This window comes from Pseudomonas sp. O39 (assembly GCF_045447295.1).
GTDB lineage: Bacteria > Pseudomonadota > Gammaproteobacteria > Pseudomonadales > Pseudomonadaceae > Aquipseudomonas > Aquipseudomonas antarctica_A.
In genome coordinates this window covers 1-16316 of the sequence record NZ_JBJGXV010000019.1, presented here as the reverse complement: position 1 = coordinate 16316, position 16316 = coordinate 1, and the positions used below count along the sequence as shown (strand labels likewise).

At 59.5% G+C, this 16316-nt stretch carries 15 protein-coding genes; 10 read left to right on the top strand and 5 right to left on the bottom strand.

The features are described 5' to 3' along the window. Positions 1 to 14 precede the first annotated feature (14 nt). Entirely contained in the window at positions 15 to 794 is a 780-nt protein-coding gene (locus ACI77D_RS21325; protein WP_407017430.1) for a peptidoglycan-binding protein, read from the bottom strand. Between the two features lie 135 nt (positions 795 to 929). On the opposite strand from ACI77D_RS21325, the gene def reads away from it, so the two are divergent. From def to ACI77D_RS21300, 5 genes are all read left to right on the top strand, one after another. Continuing rightward, positions 930 to 1436 (top strand): peptide deformylase, encoded by a 507-nt coding sequence (gene def / locus ACI77D_RS21320; protein ID WP_064449999.1) that lies wholly within the window; start codon positions 930 to 932, stop codon positions 1434 to 1436. A 69-nt stretch (positions 1437 to 1505) separates the two neighbouring features. Continuing rightward, the gene (gene fmt, locus ACI77D_RS21315) at positions 1506 to 2459 is read left to right on the top strand and encodes a methionyl-tRNA formyltransferase (RefSeq protein WP_262666630.1); all 954 of its coding nucleotides are present in this window, start codon (positions 1506 to 1508) and stop codon (positions 2457 to 2459) included. Further along, positions 2456 to 3766, top strand: a complete 1311-nt coding sequence (rsmB, locus tag ACI77D_RS21310) for a 16S rRNA (cytosine(967)-C(5))-methyltransferase RsmB (RefSeq protein ID WP_407017429.1) — start codon at positions 2456 to 2458, stop codon at positions 3764 to 3766. Before fmt ends, rsmB begins: the two co-directional genes overlap by 4 nt. 22 nt (positions 3767 to 3788) lie before the next feature. Beyond that, positions 3789 to 5162: a Trk system potassium transporter TrkA gene (trkA, locus tag ACI77D_RS21305; protein WP_064449996.1), complete on the top strand. Its 1374-nt coding sequence runs from the start codon at positions 3789 to 3791 to the stop codon at positions 5160 to 5162. A gap of 135 nt (positions 5163 to 5297) precedes the next feature. Continuing rightward, a complete protein-coding gene (locus tag ACI77D_RS21300) occupies positions 5298 to 5609 on the top strand; it encodes a hypothetical protein (protein WP_221295975.1) in 312 nt (103 codons plus the stop codon). Between the two features lie 130 nt (positions 5610 to 5739). Here the strand turns inward: ACI77D_RS21300 and ACI77D_RS21295 are convergent, their stop codons facing one another. Further along, a complete protein-coding gene (locus tag ACI77D_RS21295; protein ID WP_064449994.1) occupies positions 5740 to 6627 on the bottom strand; it encodes a lysophospholipid acyltransferase in 888 nt (295 codons plus the stop codon). A gap of 40 nt (positions 6628 to 6667) precedes the next feature. Beyond that, positions 6668 to 7225: a DNA-3-methyladenine glycosylase I gene (locus ACI77D_RS21290; protein ID WP_407017428.1), complete on the bottom strand. Its 558-nt coding sequence runs from the start codon at positions 7223 to 7225 to the stop codon at positions 6668 to 6670. A gap of 81 nt (positions 7226 to 7306) precedes the next feature. On the opposite strand from ACI77D_RS21290, the gene glyQ reads away from it, so the two are divergent. From glyQ to ACI77D_RS21270, 4 genes are all read left to right on the top strand, one after another. Further along, entirely contained in the window at positions 7307 to 8260 is a 954-nt protein-coding gene (gene glyQ, locus ACI77D_RS21285; RefSeq protein ID WP_003213601.1) for a glycine--tRNA ligase subunit alpha, read from the top strand. Then, positions 8257 to 10311: a glycine--tRNA ligase subunit beta gene (gene glyS, locus ACI77D_RS21280; protein ID WP_407017427.1), complete on the top strand. Its 2055-nt coding sequence runs from the start codon at positions 8257 to 8259 to the stop codon at positions 10309 to 10311. Before glyQ ends, glyS begins: the two co-directional genes overlap by 4 nt. Then, positions 10311 to 10850: a D-glycero-beta-D-manno-heptose 1,7-bisphosphate 7-phosphatase gene (gene gmhB, locus ACI77D_RS21275; protein ID WP_208604456.1), complete on the top strand. Its 540-nt coding sequence runs from the start codon at positions 10311 to 10313 to the stop codon at positions 10848 to 10850. Before glyS ends, gmhB begins: the two co-directional genes overlap by 1 nt. Before the next feature lie 82 nt (positions 10851 to 10932). Beyond that, entirely contained in the window at positions 10933 to 11703 is a 771-nt protein-coding gene (locus ACI77D_RS21270; RefSeq protein ID WP_064449991.1) for a 1-acyl-sn-glycerol-3-phosphate acyltransferase, read from the top strand. Between the two features lie 182 nt (positions 11704 to 11885). On the opposite strand, the gene ACI77D_RS21265 is transcribed toward ACI77D_RS21270, so the two are convergent. Next, complete coding sequence (locus ACI77D_RS21265) at positions 11886 to 14165, bottom strand: CHASE2 domain-containing protein (protein WP_407017426.1); 2280 nt, start codon at positions 14163 to 14165, stop codon at positions 11886 to 11888. 3 nt (positions 14166 to 14168) lie between these two features. Continuing rightward, positions 14169 to 15113, bottom strand: coding sequence for a FecR domain-containing protein (locus ACI77D_RS21260; protein ID WP_407017425.1), 945 nt, complete (start codon positions 15111 to 15113; stop codon positions 14169 to 14171). 283 nt (positions 15114 to 15396) lie between these two features. Between ACI77D_RS21260 and ACI77D_RS21255 the strand changes: the two genes are divergently transcribed. Further along, positions 15397 to 16119, top strand: coding sequence for a response regulator transcription factor (locus ACI77D_RS21255; protein WP_064449988.1), 723 nt, complete (start codon positions 15397 to 15399; stop codon positions 16117 to 16119). The last annotated feature ends 197 nt before the right edge of the window (positions 16120 to 16316 follow it).

The following is a 16316-nucleotide window of genomic DNA, read 5'->3' as shown; positions in this document are numbered from 1 at the left end:
ATTTAGCAGGCTATTTATTGTGTTTGTTGGGCAGTCTCAAAACGGTCCATCACCGCCAGCGACCTTGAAGCGCTGAGAACCAGGCCATAACTGAGCTTTTCATAGGTGCGGAACACCTGCAGGGTGCCGGCGCGCTCATCAGGAAGTTTCGTCAAAGCGCCGCTGAGGACATCCCTTACGGTGGCGCCCTGCTTGATCACCGTGAGCACTTGGCCTTCGACCAGGCCGTCGCGGCGGCCCTTGTTCAAGGTGACGGAGTCCAACACGCCGATCTGGGTCACGCCTTTGGGAACGTCGATGATGTGCCCTTTGATAAGGGCCGCGGGGTGCGGCGGCGTTTGCAGCCTGGACAACTCGACGCCAGGTTCGGCGCGCAGCAATCGGTCGCCTGGGCGGACTTCCTGGGTCACTCGCTGCACTGCAAGGGTGGTGAGGTCGCCGGCCATCAAAAACCGCGCGGTGCCGATGTCGTCGGCGTTGACCCCCAGCAGTTCCTGGGTGTCCGGGTCGGTGTAAACCTTGCCTCGGCGAAAGATTCCATAGCTTGGCTGGACCGGGTCCAGGTTGCCCCTGGCGTGCACACGTTCGCCATTGGCGCCCAGCACTCGACCCGCCTCGGCCGCAACAATATAAGGGGCGTTATCCAGATCCTGAGGCGTATCGAGGATGCGGTTATGCAGCAAAAAGCGCTGTATGGCCTGTTGCGCCGCTTGATTGAGGCGCTGTTCGGGCGGTTTCAGCAGCGCCATGGTGAGCGGCGCCCACAGCAGCAAGACGAGTAGCGATTTCCTCATGGGGTGAATCTCCTTTATTATGTACGTTCGCGTGAAATGCCATAGCCTTCGCGGCTTTCGAACCTTTCACACCGGCTGTCTGGGTCCATCCCACCGCCGATTTGCCTCTACCTCACATGTGCAGCAATTACGCTTATGGCTATTTTGAACATCCTCGAATTCCCCGACTCGCGCCTGCGCACGATCGCCAAACCGGTGGCCGTAGTGGACGACAAGGTTCGTCAGTTGGTCGATGACATGTTTGAAACAATGTATGAAGCCCCGGGCATCGGCCTCGCCGCGACCCAGGTCAACGTGCATCAGCGCGTCGTGGTCATGGACCTGTCGGAAGATCGCAGCGAGCCTCGGGTGTTTATCAACCCCGAGTTCGAACCGCTGACCGAGGAGATGGGCGAATACCAGGAGGGCTGCCTCTCGGTGCCGGAGTTCTACGAGAACGTCGAACGCCCGGTGCGCGTGAAGATCAAAGCCCTGGACCGTGACGGCAAGCCCTACGAGCTGATCGCAGAGGGCCTGCTGGCGGTGTGCATTCAGCACGAATGCGACCACCTCAACGGCAAACTGTTTGTCGATTACCTGTCCACGCTTAAACGCGACCGGATCAAGAAGAAGCTGGAAAAAAAGCATCGCCAGCAAGCTTGATGCCCTTCTTCCAAAGGCTTGCTGCGGCAAGCCTTTTTCTTTTGTGACTGTTTTTAACCGAGAACTCCCATGACCGAGCCACTGCGCATTGTTTTTGCCGGCACTCCTGAATTTGCCGCCGAACACCTAAAGGCCCTGCTTGCCAGCCCTTATGACATCGTCGCGGTGTACACCCAGCCGGATCGCCCGGCCGGTCGCGGGCAAAAACTGATGCCGAGCCCGGTCAAGCAGCTGGCGCTTGAGCACAACATTGCCGTGCTGCAACCACCGACCCTGCGTAACACCGATGCCCAGGCAGAGCTGGCCGCGTTGAAGCCAGACCTGCTGGTGGTCGTGGCCTATGGCTTGATCCTGCCTCAGGCAGTGCTGGATATTCCGCGCCTGGGCTGCATCAACAGCCATGCTTCGCTGCTGCCACGCTGGCGCGGTGCGGCGCCGATCCAGCGCGCCGTGGAAGCCGGTGACAGCGAAAGCGGCGTGACCGTGATGCGCATGGAGGCGGGTCTGGACACCGGCCCGATGCTGCTCAAAGTCACCACCCCGATCACCGGCGAAGACACCGGCGGCAGCCTGCACGACCGCTTGGCCGAGATGGGCCCACCTGCCGTGCTCCAGGCCATCGCCGGCCTGGCTGCCGGCACCCTGGAAGGCGAAGTGCAGGACGACAGCCTTGCCACTTACGCGCACAAACTGAACAAAGACGAAGCGCGTATCGACTGGAGCCGCCCGGCCGTGGAGCTGGAACGCTTGGTGCGCGCGTTCAATCCATGGCCGATCTGCCACAGCACCCTCAGCGGTGAAGCCTTGAAAGTGTTGGCCGCCACCTTGGCTGACGGCAAAGGCGCTCCCGGTGAAATCATCGGTGCCAGCAAGGAAGGCCTGCTGGTCGCCTGCGGAGAGCAGGCGTTGTGTCTGACGCGTCTGCAATTGCCCGGTGGCAAAGCGCTTAATTTCAGCGATTTGTTCAACAGCCGTCGTGAGAAATTCGCCCTGGGCACGGTTCTCGGGGCGGTCGCTCAATGAACCCGCGTCTGGCCGCCGCCAAGGCCCTCGCCGCCGTCCTCAACGGCAAGGCTTCGTTGAACAGTTCGCTGCCTACGCAAATGGATAAAGTCGAAGACCGCGATCGCGGCTTCACCCAGGACCTGGCGTTTGGTACGGCCCGTTGGCAGCCACGCTTGTCGGCGCTGGCGGCCAAGCTGCTGCAAAAGCCATTCAAGGCGGCCGATGCCGACGTGGAAGCGCTGCTGCTGGTCGGCCTGTATCAGTTGCTCTACACCCGCGTGCCGGCCCACGCCGCCATCGGTGAAACCGTTGGTTGCGCCGACAAACTGAAAAAGCCCTGGGCCAAAGCCCTGCTCAATGCCGTGCTACGCCGTGCTCAGCGCGAGAGCGAAGCGCTGCTGGCCGAACTGGAACACGACCCCGTGGTGCGCACCGCGCACCCGCGCTGGCTGCAAAAGTCCTTGAAAGCCTTCTGGCCTGAACAATGGGAAGCCATTTGCGCGGCCAACAATGCACATCCGCCGATGATTTTGCGGGTTAACCGCCGTCATCACAGCCGTGACGCTTACCTGCAATTGCTCACCGAGGCCGGCATCAGCGCCACACCGTGTGTGTATAGCCCTGATGGCATCGTGCTGGAAGCCGCCGCCGACGTACGCAGCCTGCCGGGCTTTGCCGAAGGCTGGATCAGCGTGCAGGACGAAGCCGCGCAACTGGCCGCCGACCTGCTCGACCTGGCGCCAGGCCAGCGCGTACTCGACGCCTGCTGCGCGCCAGGCGGTAAGACTTGTCACATTCTGGAAGTCGAAAAAGACCTCGCCGGTGTGGTCGCCGTCGACCTGGAAGCCAAGCGCCTGGTGCGCGTACGCGAAAACCTCGCGCGCCTGGGCCTGAGTGCCGACCTGATCGCCGCCGACGGTCGCGACACTGCCACCTGGTGGGACGGCAAACCGTTCCAGCGCATCCTGCTGGATGCGCCATGCTCCGCCACCGGCGTCATCCGTCGCCACCCGGACATCAAGCTGACCCGCCAGCCCGACGACATCGCCGCCCTGGCCGTACTGCAAGGCGAACTGCTCGACGCCATGTGGCCGACCCTCGAAGTTGGCGGCATCCTGCTTTACGCCACCTGCTCCACTTTGCCCACCGAAAACACAGAGGTGATCGAAGCCTTCCTCGCCCGCAACAGCGGCGCGCGCGAGCTGGACCTCGCTACAACGGCCGGCATCAAGCAGCCCCACGGCCGCCAATTGCTTGCACAGGAAGGCGGACACGATGGCTTCTACTACGCCAAACTGATCAAGATTGCCGCCGCACGCGGCTGAATGGGTTTAAGGGAGTGACCGGATGAAAATCATCATCCTTGGAGCTGGGCAGGTCGGCGGCACGCTGGCTGAACATTTGGCCAGCGAAGCCAACGACATCACCGTGGTCGACACCGATGCCGAGCGCCTGCGCAACCTCGGTGACCGCCTGGACATCCGCACCGTGCAAGGCCGCGCGTCATTCCCGACGGTGCTGCGCCAGGCGGGTGCCGACGATGCCGACATGCTGGTGGCCGTCACCAATAGCGACGAAACCAACATGGTCGCCTGCCAGGTCGCCCACACTCTGTTCCACACCCCAACCAAAATCGCCCGCGTACGTGAGGCGGCTTACCTGACTCGTGCAGGGCTTTTCGACAACGACGCGATTCCGGTGGACGTGTTGATCAGCCCCGAGCAAGTCGTGACCCACTACATCAAGCGCCTGATCGAAATCCCCGGTGCTTTGCAGGTGATCGACTTTGCCGAGGGCAAGGCGCAACTGGTGGCGGTTAAGGCTTACTACGGCGGCCCGCTGGTGGGCCAGCAACTGCGCCAACTGCGCGAGCACATGCCGAATGTGGAAACCCGCGTAGCGGCGATTTTCCGTCGCGATCGGCCGATTCTGCCCCAGGGCGATACGGTGATCGAAGCGGACGACGAAGTATTTTTCATAGCCGCCAAAGCGAATATTCGCGCGGTCATGAGCGAAATGCGCCGCCTGGATGAGACCTACAAGCGCATCGTCATCGCCGGCGGCGGGCAGATCGGCGAGCGTTTGGCGGAGGCGATCGAAAGCCGCTACCAGGTGAAGATCATCGAGATGAACCCGGCACGCTGCCGGCATTTGTCCGACACCCTCGACAGCACCGTCGTACTGCAAGGCAGCGCCTCAGACCGCGACCTATTGATGGAAGAGAACATCGCCGATGCCGATATCTTCCTGGCCCTGACCAACGATGACGAGGCCAACATCATGTCCTCGCTCTTGGCCAAGCGGCTGGGGGCCAAGAAGGTGATGACCATCATCAACAACCCGGCCTATGTCGACCTGATCCAGGGCGGCGATATCGACATCGCCATCAGCCCTCAGTTGGCCACCATTGGCACTTTGCTCGCCCACGTGCGCCGTGGCGATATCGTCAGCGTGCACTCCCTGCGCCGGGGCGCAGCGGAAGCCATTGAGGCGATTGCGCATGGTGATTCAAAGTCGAGCAAGGTCATCGGCAAGGCCATCCGCGATATCGGCCTGCCGCCGGGCACCACCATCGGCGCGATCATTCGTGACGAAGAGGTGATCATCGCCCACGACGATACGGTGATCGCCACGGGTGACCATGTGATTCTGTTCCTGGTGGATAAAAAACATATCCGCGATGTGGAGAAGTTGTTCCACGTGGGGTTGAGCTTTTTCTGATCAACACATTCAGCTGAGCCTGCGGCCGTCATCGCGGGCAAGCCCGCTCCCACAGGTAATCGGATAGCTGCTGTGGGAGCGGGTTTGCCCTCGGTGCGTTATTGAAACCCCTACCTAGCTAAAGGATGCACAGCCATGCTCGAATCCCTGGAAAAAATGCTCGCCACGGGTGTGGATAATTCACTGCTGCGCTTTGGCTTGGGCAAGGGTTATCTGGACGTGAAGGACAACGCCAAGGCGGCGGAGCATCTGCAAAAATGCGTCGAGTTTGACCCGAAGTATTCGGCGGCATGGAAGTTGTTGGGCAAGGCGCAGCAAGGGCTGGGGGATAATGCGGCAGCACGGCAGGCGTGGGAAAAGGGTATCGAAGCGGCCCTGGCGCATGGCGACAAGCAGGCCGAGAAAGAGATGACGGTGTTTCTGAAGAAACTTGATCGCCAGGCCTAAGCGGAACCCCTGTGGGAGCTGGCTTGCCTGCGATGCGGGCGACTCGGTCTTTCAGTCAGATCGAGGTGATGCCATCGCAGGCAAGCCAGCTCCTACATTAGATCTACATTGATTTATAGATCTATGAGCATCAATACCACCGCGCCTCACCGGGCGGGCGTTTCTTGAAGCGCTTCATGCTCCACATGTACTGGCTCGGGTAGGCGCCGACATAGCGCTCCACCACCTTGCTCATCGCCGCGCAGGACGTGGCGGTGTCGGTGCTGTACATATCTTCCGGCGCCGCTTCCAAAATCACTTTGTAACCCGAGCCGTCCGGCAGTCGCAGGGCATGCAGGAACACGCCCACGGCTTTGTGGCCCGCGAGCATGTTAGGCACGAACTTGCTGGTCAGCGCCTGGGTAGCAAAGAACGGCACGAAGATGCCTGCCGATTCCGCCGGCTCCGGGTCGGCGGGAATGCCCACCTGACCACCTTTGCGCACTTCCTTGATGACGCTGAGAATGCCTTCCTTGGTCGACGCGGCTACTCGGTTACCCAACTGCACCCGCTGTTTGCGCAACAAATCGTCCACCGCTTTCAGCTTCGGCGGTCGGTAGAAGATGATCGGTTTGCACTGGCTGCAATAGAAGTGGTTCAACACTTCCCAGTTACCCAGGTGGCTGGTGATGCCGACCACGCCTTTGCCCGAGGCCAATGCTTCATGCAGCACCTCCAGGCCTTCGACTTCACGCACCAGGTCGATGGAACGCTGGGCGGGCCAGATCCAGGCGCAGGCGCTTTCAGTCAGGGACTTACCGATATCCATGAGGCTCTGGCCGACCAGGCGCTCGCGTGCGGCGGGGTCCATGTCGGGGAAGCATTTGGACAGGTTGATCCGCACCGTCTCGCGGGAACGGTTGGGGGTTTTCCACATGATCCAGCCAATCGCCGTGCCGACCGCTTGAACCGCGCGCCAGGGCAATAGGGCAAACAACCGAAGAGCGCCTACCAGCAAGGCGCCTTTAAACTTTTCCACAGGTCACTCCTGATCGTGTGTGGTGCGCAAAGCCGCCATTCTAACCGGCGTTGGCCAAGTCCGCGTAACGGTCGCAGTCTTGAGTGTGGTCCATGACCATGCCCGAGGCCTGCATGAACGCGTAGCAAATGGTCGGCCCGACGAACGTGAAACCGGCTTTTTTCAGAGCTCTGCTCATGGCTTCAGCCTCTGGCGTAATAGCCGGGACTTGGCTGCGATCCTTGAAGTGATTGACCTTGGGCACGCCGCCGACAAACGACCAGAGCAAGCCAACCGGGTCTTCCAGGGCCAGCCAGGCAGCGGCGTTGCGGCGGGTGGCGTTGAGCTTGAGGCGATTGCGTACGATGCCAGGGTCGAGCATCAACGCTTCGATCTCAGCGTCGGTCAGTCGCGCCAAACGCTGGGCATCAAAACCGAACAAGACCTTCCGATAATGCTCGCGTTTGCGTAAAACGGTGATCCAGGAAAGGCCCGCCTGGAACCCTTCGAGCAAAAGCAACTCGAACAGACCCTGCGCATCGCGCAGCGGCGTTCCCCACTCCTGATCGTGATAAGCCATGTACAGCGGATCTTCAGAACACCAAAAGCAGCGTGGCATAAGGCTCCAGGGGATGGTGGCGCGGCCGAATCGGGTATACTCCCGCTCTTTAAATCGCAGCCCAAGTAACAGGTGAATTTCGTGAGCCAGCCTACGCCAGCCGTGCGTACCTTCCAAGACTTGATCCTCGCCCTCCAGCAATACTGGGCCGAGCAAGGTTGTGTGGTACTTCAGCCCTACGATATGGAAGTAGGCGCCGGCACTTTCCACACCGCTACCTTCCTGCGGGCCATCGGCCCGGAAACCTGGAACGCCGCTTATGTGCAGCCCAGTCGTCGCCCGACTGACGGCCGCTACGGCGAAAACCCGAACCGTCTGCAGCACTACTACCAGTTCCAGGTGGTATTGAAGCCGAACCCGGACAACTTCCAGGAGCTGTACCTGGGCTCGCTGAAACATGTCGGCCTGGACCCGCTGGTACACGACATCCGTTTCGTCGAAGACAACTGGGAATCGCCAACCCTCGGCGCCTGGGGCCTGGGCTGGGAAGTCTGGCTCAACGGCATGGAAGTGACGCAGTTCACTTACTTCCAGCAAGCCGGCGGCATCGAGTGCTACCCGGTGACCGGCGAGATCACTTACGGTCTCGAGCGCCTGGCCATGTACCTGCAAGGCGTGGACTCGGTCTACGACCTGGTGTGGGCTGACGGCCCGTTCGGCAAAGTGACCTACGGTGACGTGTTCCACCAGAACGAGGTTGAGCAGTCCACCTACAACTTCGAACACGCCAACGTCGAGAAGCTGTTCGAACTGTTCGACTTCTATGAAAGCGAAGCCAAGCGCCTGATCGAACTCGACCAGCCGCTGCCGTTGCCAAGCTATGAAATGGTGTTGAAGGCGTCCCATACCTTCAACCTGCTGGACGCCCGTCGTGCCATCTCGGTAACCGCGCGCCAGCAATACATCCTGCGTGTACGCACCCTGGCGCGTTCCGTCGCCCAAGCCTACCTGCTGGCTCGCGCCAAGCTGGGCTTCCCGATGGCTACCCCGGACCTGCGTGATGAAGTGTTGGCTAAGCTGGAGGCTGCACAATGAGTGCTCAAGATTTCCTGGTTGAACTGGGCACCGAAGAGCTGCCACCCAAGGCACTGAATACCCTGGCCGACGCGTTCCTGGCCGGTATCGAAAAAGGCCTGCAAACCGCCGGCTTGAAGTTCGCTGCAAAGAAAGTCTACGCCGCGCCACGTCGCCTGGCCGTGTTGCTGACCGCGCTGGAAACCCAGCAGCCGGACCGCAGCATCAACCTCGACGGCCCGCCGCGTCAGGCGGCTTTTGACGCTGAAGGTAACCCGACTCAAGCGGCCCTTGGTTTCGCCAAGAAGTGCGGCGTCGAGCTGAGCGAGATCGACCAGAGCGGCCCGAAACTGCGGTTCAGCCAGGTCATCACCGGCAAGCCGACCGCCAGCCTGTTGCCCACTATTGTTGAAGACTCGCTGAACGACCTGCCGATCCCCAAGCGCATGCGCTGGGGTGCTCGCAAGGAAGAATTCGTACGCCCGACCCAATGGCTGGTGATGCTGCTCGGTGACCAAGTCATCGACTGCACGATCCTGGCTCAGAAGGCTGGCCGTGATTCGCGCGGTCACCGCTTCCACCATCCAGAAGCGGTGCGCATCACCTCGCCCGCCAACTATGCCGCTGACCTGCGCGCCGCTTATGTACTGGCCGATGCCAATGAGCGTCGTGAGCTGATCAGCAAGCGCACCGAAGAACTGGCGCGCCTGCAGGAAGGCACCGCCATCGTGCCGCCAAGCCTGCTCGACGAAGTGACCGCGCTGGTTGAATGGCCGGTGCCGCTGGTGTGCTCGTTCGAAGAGCGTTTCCTCGATGTGCCGCAAGAAGCCCTGATCACCACCATGCAGGACAACCAGAAGTACTTCTGCCTGCTGGACGTTGACGGTAAGTTGCTGCCGCGCTTTATCACCGTGGCCAACATCGAAAGCAAAGACCCGCAGCAGATCATCGCTGGTAACGAGAAAGTCGTTCGCCCGCGCCTGACCGACGCCGAGTTCTTCTTCAAGCAAGACAAGAAGCAGAAGCTCGAAGATTTCAACCTGCGCCTGCAAAACGTGGTGTTCCAGGAAAAACTCGGCAGCGTCTACGACAAGGCTGTGCGTGTTTCCAAACTGGCCGCGTACATTGCGCCGCGCATTGGCGGTGACGCTGCCTGGGCCGCGCGTGCAGGGTTGCTGTCCAAGTGCGACCTGGCCACCGAGATGGTCGGCGAGTTCCCGGAAATGCAAGGTGTTGCCGGTTACTACTACGCCCTCAATGACGGCGAGCCGAACGATGTGGCGCTGGCGCTGAACGAGCAGTACATGCCACGCGGTGCCGGTGCTGAACTGCCGACCACCCTGACCGGTGCGGCCGTGGCCATCGCCGACAAGCTGGACACCCTCGTGGGTATTTTTGGTATCGGCATGCTGCCTACCGGCAGCAAAGACCCGTATGCCCTGCGCCGTGCCGCGCTGGGCGTGCTGCGTATCCTGATCGACAAGAAGCTTGACCTCGACCTGACCCAGGCCGTGGTGTTCGCTGTCGGCCAGTTCGGTGGCAAGGTCAAGCAAGCTGGCCTGGCCGAGCAAGTGCTGGAATTCGTGTTCGACCGCCTGCGTGCGCGTTACGAAGACGAAGGCGTGGACGTTTCCGTCTACCTGTCGGTACGTGCCCTGCAGCCGGGTTCGGCGCTGGACTTCGACCAACGCGTACAAGCCGTTCAGGCGTTCCGCAAACTGCCGGAAGCCGGGGCACTGGCCGCTGTGAACAAGCGTGTGTCGAACCTGTTGAGCAAGGCCGACAACCTCGGCAATGCCGAAGTCGACCCAGGCCTGTTTGCCGATGCCAAGGAGTTCTCGCTGAACTCGGCCATCGCCAAGGCAGAAAACGCAGTGAAACCGCTGCTCGCCGAACGCAACTACGCCGAAGCATTGGCGCGCCTGGCCACCTTGCGTGAGCCGGTGGATGCGTTCTTCGAAGCGGTGATGATCAATGCCGAAGATGCGGGCGTGCGGAAAAACCGCTACGCCATGCTGGCGCGTCTGCGTGGCTTGTTCATCAATATCGCTGACATTTCCGTACTGGGCTGATCATGTTGAAACTGCTGATTCTCGATCGGGACGGTGTCATCAATTACGACTCCGACGCTTACATCAAGTCGGTGGCGGAATGGATTCCCCTGCCGGGCTCGATCGAGGCCATTGCGCAGTTGAGCAAAGCCGGCTGGACGGTGGCCATCGCCACCAACCAGTCCGGCATCGCCCGCGGTTACTACGACATTGCCACCCTGGACGCCATGCACGCGCGCTTGCGCATGTTAGTGGCTGAGCAGGGCGGTGACGTGGGGCTGGTGGTGTACTGCCCCCATGGGCCGGATGAGGGCTGCGATTGCCGCAAGCCCAAGCCTGGCATGTTGAAAACCATTGCAGAACATTACAAGGTGCCATTAGCTGGGCTATGGTTCGTCGGGGACAGCCTCGGTGACCTGGAGGCGGCCAAAGCCGTCGACTCTCAGCCAGTTTTGGTTAAAACCGGGAAAGGCGAAAAGACCCAGGCGAAAAACCTGCCGGTAGGCACCTTGATTTTTGACGATCTGGCGGCCGTTGCCGCAGAACTTATCAACAACTAGCCGCCCTCGACTTCCTGACCAAGGATTGTTCGGGAGTGCGCTTTTAACAGGCGGGCCCTGTCCCGCAACGGTAAATGCCGCCATGTCGATTTTGCAGGCCATCAGAACCTTCTTCTTTTACCTGCTGTTGGGCACCAGTTCGTTTCTCTGGTGCACCCTGAGCTTTTTTATCGCGCCATTCCTGCCGTTCAAGGCGCGCTATCGTTTTATCAACGTCTTTTGGTGCCGCTGCGCGTTATGGCTGACCAAGGTGTTCCTGAACATCCGTTTCGAGATCAAGGGCGCTGAAAACGTCCCGGACCAACCCTGCGTGATTCTGTCGAACCACCAGAGCACCTGGGAAACGTTCTTCCTTTCAGCGTACTTCTCGCCGCTGAGCCAGGTGCTCAAGCGTGAGTTGCTGTACGTGCCGTTCTTCGGCTGGGCGATGGCCATGTTGCGTCCGATTGCGATCGACCGTGACAACCCGAAGGCTGCGCTCAAGCACGTGGCCAAGAAGGGTGACGAGCTGCTCAAGGATGGCGTTTGGGTGCTGATATTCCCGGAAGGTACTCGGGTGCCTTATGGCACCGTGGGCAAGTTTTCGCGAGGCGGCACCGCGTTGGCGGTCAATGCCAATCTGCCGGTATTGCCGATTGCACATAACGCCGGCAAATTCTGGCCGAAGTCCGGTTGGGCCAAAACTGCAGGCACCATCACCGTAGTCATCGGCGAACCGATGTACGCCGAAGGTGAAGGGCCGCGTGCCATTGCCGCGTTGAACGACCGCGCGGCAGCATGGAATGAAGCGCAGCAACGGGCCATGGGTTCGTTGCCTGCGCAGGCTGTTGTAGTCGAGACACCTGAGATTTGAGGATCTGTGGATAACCTGTGTACGGTTTGTTGGCGAATTGGCGTTTTTGATTCATAACAAGCTGATTTAATTACATATTTCTCAAGCTCATAAAATCTCGAAAAACGTGCATAAGTTTTTTTGCGCATTAAAAAACCGGTCCTAGTGACCGGTTTTTTATGCACAGGCGAAAGGTACGTTTTTCACTCGTCAAGCAGAGGCAGTTGCAGGCTGAAGGTTGAGCCTTTACCCAGCTCGCTTTCACACCTGATGCGGCCGCCATGACGCTCCACCACGGCCTTGACCATGGTCAATCCCAACCCCAGACCCTCACTGCCCTGGGCCGAGTCGAAGCGTCGATACTGGCTGAACAGTTCGGGCAAGTCTTCTGGCGCAATGCCGGGCCCCTGATCGCTGATACTGCATTCCAACCACCCTTGCGTACTGCTATGGCTCAACGTGACAGTGGTACCGGATGGGGAATATTTAATAGCGTTCTCCAGCATGTTGAACAGCGCCCGAGTCAGCAGTGATTGATCGGCTGAGACCATGCCCTCATCCGCCTCGTCCAGGTCGTGAACCAAGTGAATACCCTTGAGCTGCGCAATCACCGCCACTTGGTCAAAAGCATCCATTACCAGCATGGCGAACAGAGAGGGATGGAAGTGGTAGCCATCAGCCTCGGCTTTGGCCAACTGCACAAAGGACTCAGTGAGGCTCAACGCGCGCTTCACCTGTTGTTCGATCTGGGAAAATATGGGGGATTGGTCGTTGTGCACATCCAGCATCGCCAGGATCGCCGAGTGTGGCGCACGCAGGTCGTGGGAAAGAAAGCGCAGCATCGTCTCGCGGTGTAATTGGGCTTCACGTTCCTTGCTCAGGTCCGTCAGGCTCAGCAGCCAGCCAAGGGCGAGGTCGCCTTCAGCCGGCAGCAAGGGCGCAAGCTCCATGCGCAGGCTGCGTTGGTGGATGTCACGAAACTCAACGAGCTCTAACTCTGACAGAGCAGGGCGTACGCCATTGTGCAGCGGTGGATAGCCCAGGTCGGCAAGTTGCTCGAGCAGATTTTCGTTCACCAGGTCATTACCGAACACCTCACGCGCAATACGGTTAGCCAGCAGGATGTTGCCTTTGGGGTCTGTAATGAGAGTTGCCACCGGCAAGCATTCCAGACCGTCAGCCATAAACCGTCGGGTGTCGCGTGTGCGGCTTACCGCTTGCTCCAGGGCAAAGATCCGCGCTTGCAACACATCACCCTTACTGGCGGGCGCACGGCGACGTTCGGGAAGCACCTTGGGTTCGTTATCCAACCGCGCGAGCTCCCAGCCGAAGTAGGCAAGGATCACGCTGAGGCGGCGCCAATTCCAGATCAGGTAGCTGAGCAGCAACCCAATCAAACACGCAGCAGGCGACCACCAGTAGTCCAGGCGCAACAACACCCACGCGCCAAGCAACGCGTTAGTCATACAGCCCAGGGTCATCCACAGCGCGTAGCGTGGGCGGTATAGCAACAAGCCCAGCAACAGAGCCACCAAGGCGGTCGCCATGAGTGCCGACACCCCACCAGGAAGGTCGACAATGCTGCGCTCCAGCAAGAGACCATTGAGGACGTTGGCCTGGATCTCGACGCCCGCTGTCGTGCCGACGGTGGAGGAGAGCGGCGTAACGAAGCGATCGCCCATACCGGTTGCAGTGGAGCCCACCAGGATAAGGCGACCGCGCAGGCGCCCTGGAGGCACTTCACCGCGTAATACGCTGGCGTAGGACACACTGGGAAAGTGGGTATTGGCAGCGACGAAAGGAATACGAATGGCATTCTCTCGATGCCAGTACTGACTAACCGGCTGCAGAGGCGTCCCGGGCATTTCAGAGACTTGACCGCTCACCGTGTAAGCCAGCCATGCCAGTTGCGGCGCCATGTTATCGGGTGGCCCTTCGCGCATGAACAGGCTGCGTACTACGCCGTCGCTGTCCGCTTCGACATTGATATGCCCAAGGCCCCTGGCGCAATTGAGCAGCGGCAACAATTCCGCTTCCGGTTGGCTGTAACTGGCGACTTCTTCACGCAGCAAAGGCAACACGACATTGCCGGCATGACACACCGCTGCTGCGAGGCGTTGGTCATTGGCGGGTACGCCAGGTTCACTGAAAATCACATCGAACAGGATGGCTGACGGTTGCGCGGCACTTAGGCGATCGATCAGGTCAGCATGCAAATTGCGCGGCCAGGGCCATCGCCCCAGCTCTTTCAAGCTTTGGTCGTCGATGGTCACCAGCAAGATACGTGGATCCACCGGCAGCGGCGCCAGACGCCGAAGGCTGTCGTACAACGGATTGTTCAGCGCCAGGCCCGGGCTCAACGATAGGTAGGCAGTGATAGGCAACAACAACAGCCCTATCCACAACCACTCGCGAACCAACCCATGGAATAAACGTTGGGCGTGGGTGGGTTGGCGTTTCTCTGCCTTGTGCCAAAGCATCATTGGTCAGCCACCGGACACCTGAACCTGGGTAGCAGGTGGGTAATAGAAGATGTCATAAACCCCGGTTTCCCCCTCCAGGCCGTCCGCGTCGTAGGCTGACAGGCGCACGTGATAGAACGATGCTTTGAGCCCAGTGAAGCGCATTTTCGGCTCACTGGAAAAGTTTTCCTGCTTGATGTTCATGAAGGCCGTATCGGTAGCGACCTGGGCGCGATAACGCTGTGCACCGGGTAATGGCCGCAGGTACAAACTCCAGATCGGTGCCTCGCCTTTCTGGCCATCTTGACCGATTAACTCAGGCGCAGGGAGAAGCTCCACGGGCTTGAGCTCACCCTGTGTTTTGATGAGCAAACCTTGTCGTGCACCCACCTTTACTTCACTTTCGACGGGCCAGGTTTTTATCTCGCGATTGACCGCGACCTGTCCGTTGAGCACCTCCAACACCGATTGCTCGCCATCGCTGCGCACGCGAAAGTGTGTACCGCGCACGCCCAGAACACCCACGGGTGTCACGATCTGGAAACGGTCGTAATCACTGACCCGCTTGATCACATACGTCTCGACTTGGCCTTGCTCGAGAATGACCTGAGGAATCGACTGTTTTTCCACCAGGTGCAATCGCACGTGTGAACTGGAGGGCAGCACCACCCTCGAACCGTCCCCCAACAGTAGGCTGACAAACGCCGACGTTGATGTCTTCACACCTTCTTGCTCATCAATGGTCATGCCTTCCTGCAGCGGCTGTGCCTTGCCCTTGGCATCGAGCTTCCAGGCTTCCCCCGTCAGATGCTGCACAACCGCCGGCAACGGTTGCGCACGACACAATAATTGATCGTCGATATAGGCAGCGCGGTGCACCGTAGAAGCCTGCGTAGCCCCTATGACCAAAATTAATAACGAGGGCAGGGCACCGCATAATCGGTTGGCAGAAAAGGTCATGGAGCTCATCACGTTGGTGGTTCGAGAAGGCAACTGGCATCAAGACGCACATGGCTGCGGCAGTGCATGTGTCGGCTGATCCTTTTCCTCTGGGGTGGGAGCCGGTATCTTTCCCACTTAGGTACCGAAGACTTTAAACGGATTAACGGCCCTTTGATATCAGCGTACCGACAGATCCAAGGAGGCGTTGAGTCTGGCCACAATTATTCAGATTCACCCACCGACCCTGCGCTGTATGTAGGTGATTGAACAGGCCGTCGGCTGCCGTATTTTTTTGGAGAAGGACCCACCCATGCGTGTCGCAATACTGGACGATGAACCCGCTGAATTGCGCCGGGTTGAACAGACACTGCGACAGATCCCCGGCACCGCAGAACAACCCTGGTCCCTGCATTGCTTCGAGCGCGGTGAAGACCTGCTGCGGCAATTGCGCCGGGAAACTTTTGACCTGTTGATACTGGACTGGCAATTGCCCGATATCACGGGTATCGCACTGCTGCGCTGGACGCGCGAACACATGGATTCACCGCCCGCCGTGATCATGCTCACCAGCCGGGATGCCGAGAGCGATATCGTCACGGCGTTGAACAGCGGGGCGGATGATTACGTCAGTAAGCCCTTTAGGCCTAACGAACTCAAAGCTCGGGTTAGTGCGGTCTTACGTCGTCATGGGCTGCAAAAATCAGCCAATAATGAGCTGCAAAGCTTCAACGACCTGACCTTTGATGACGCCGAATTGACTGTCACGCGGGCAGGCAAGCCGATCAATTTGACCGAGCGAGAGTACCGACTGGCCAGTTGCTTGTTCGCCAACCTGGCTCGACCGCTCTCTCGCGAATACCTGTATGAACGATTTTGGTCCCATGAGGAAATGGTGTCTTCAAGGCCACTGGATACCCATATCTATCGGTTGCGGAACAAGCTGGGATTGACCGCTGACAGAGGCTGGCAACTGCTGACGATCTATGGATACGGCTACCGATTGGAGAGTGTTGCGCCTGCGACCCCAAGCTAAAAATAGCGATGTTCCACGTGGAGCATTTGAAAAGCGCCTATTCATCACCCAATAAAAAAGGCCAACGCTGAGCGTTGGCCTTTTTGTTTTTGCAGCATCACCTGGCGCAGGTTCCTAAAAATAGACGACTCGGGAAGCCCGGCAAACCTGGATAATTTTTTCTCGGACAAACAAAACCCCTACCTGTATGCGCAGGT

What these genes read in the sequence shown, in the direction of transcription:
- trkA (WP_064449996.1), top strand. Translation starts at nt 3,789, where the DNA reads ATGAAAATCATCATCCTTGGAGCTGGGCAGGTCGGCGGCACGCTGGCT.
- ACI77D_RS21255 (WP_064449988.1), top strand. Translation starts at nt 15,397, where the DNA reads ATGCGTGTCGCAATACTGGACGATGAACCCGCTGAATTGCGCCGGGTT.
- ACI77D_RS21290 (WP_407017428.1), bottom strand. Translation starts at nt 7,225, where the DNA reads ATGCCACGCTGCTTTTGGTGTTCTGAAGATCCGCTGTACATGGCTTAT.
- glyS (WP_407017427.1), top strand. Translation starts at nt 8,257, where the DNA reads ATGAGTGCTCAAGATTTCCTGGTTGAACTGGGCACCGAAGAGCTGCCA.
- def (WP_064449999.1), top strand. Translation starts at nt 930, where the DNA reads ATGGCTATTTTGAACATCCTCGAATTCCCCGACTCGCGCCTGCGCACG.
- rsmB (WP_407017429.1), top strand. Translation starts at nt 2,456, where the DNA reads ATGAACCCGCGTCTGGCCGCCGCCAAGGCCCTCGCCGCCGTCCTCAAC.
- ACI77D_RS21265 (WP_407017426.1), bottom strand. Translation starts at nt 14,165, where the DNA reads ATGATGCTTTGGCACAAGGCAGAGAAACGCCAACCCACCCACGCCCAA.
- ACI77D_RS21325 (WP_407017430.1), bottom strand. Translation starts at nt 794, where the DNA reads ATGAGGAAATCGCTACTCGTCTTGCTGCTGTGGGCGCCGCTCACCATG.
- ACI77D_RS21260 (WP_407017425.1), bottom strand. Translation starts at nt 15,113, where the DNA reads ATGAGCTCCATGACCTTTTCTGCCAACCGATTATGCGGTGCCCTGCCC.
- fmt (WP_262666630.1), top strand. Translation starts at nt 1,506, where the DNA reads ATGACCGAGCCACTGCGCATTGTTTTTGCCGGCACTCCTGAATTTGCC.
- ACI77D_RS21270 (WP_064449991.1), top strand. Translation starts at nt 10,933, where the DNA reads ATGTCGATTTTGCAGGCCATCAGAACCTTCTTCTTTTACCTGCTGTTG.
- ACI77D_RS21300 (WP_221295975.1), top strand. Translation starts at nt 5,298, where the DNA reads ATGCTCGAATCCCTGGAAAAAATGCTCGCCACGGGTGTGGATAATTCA.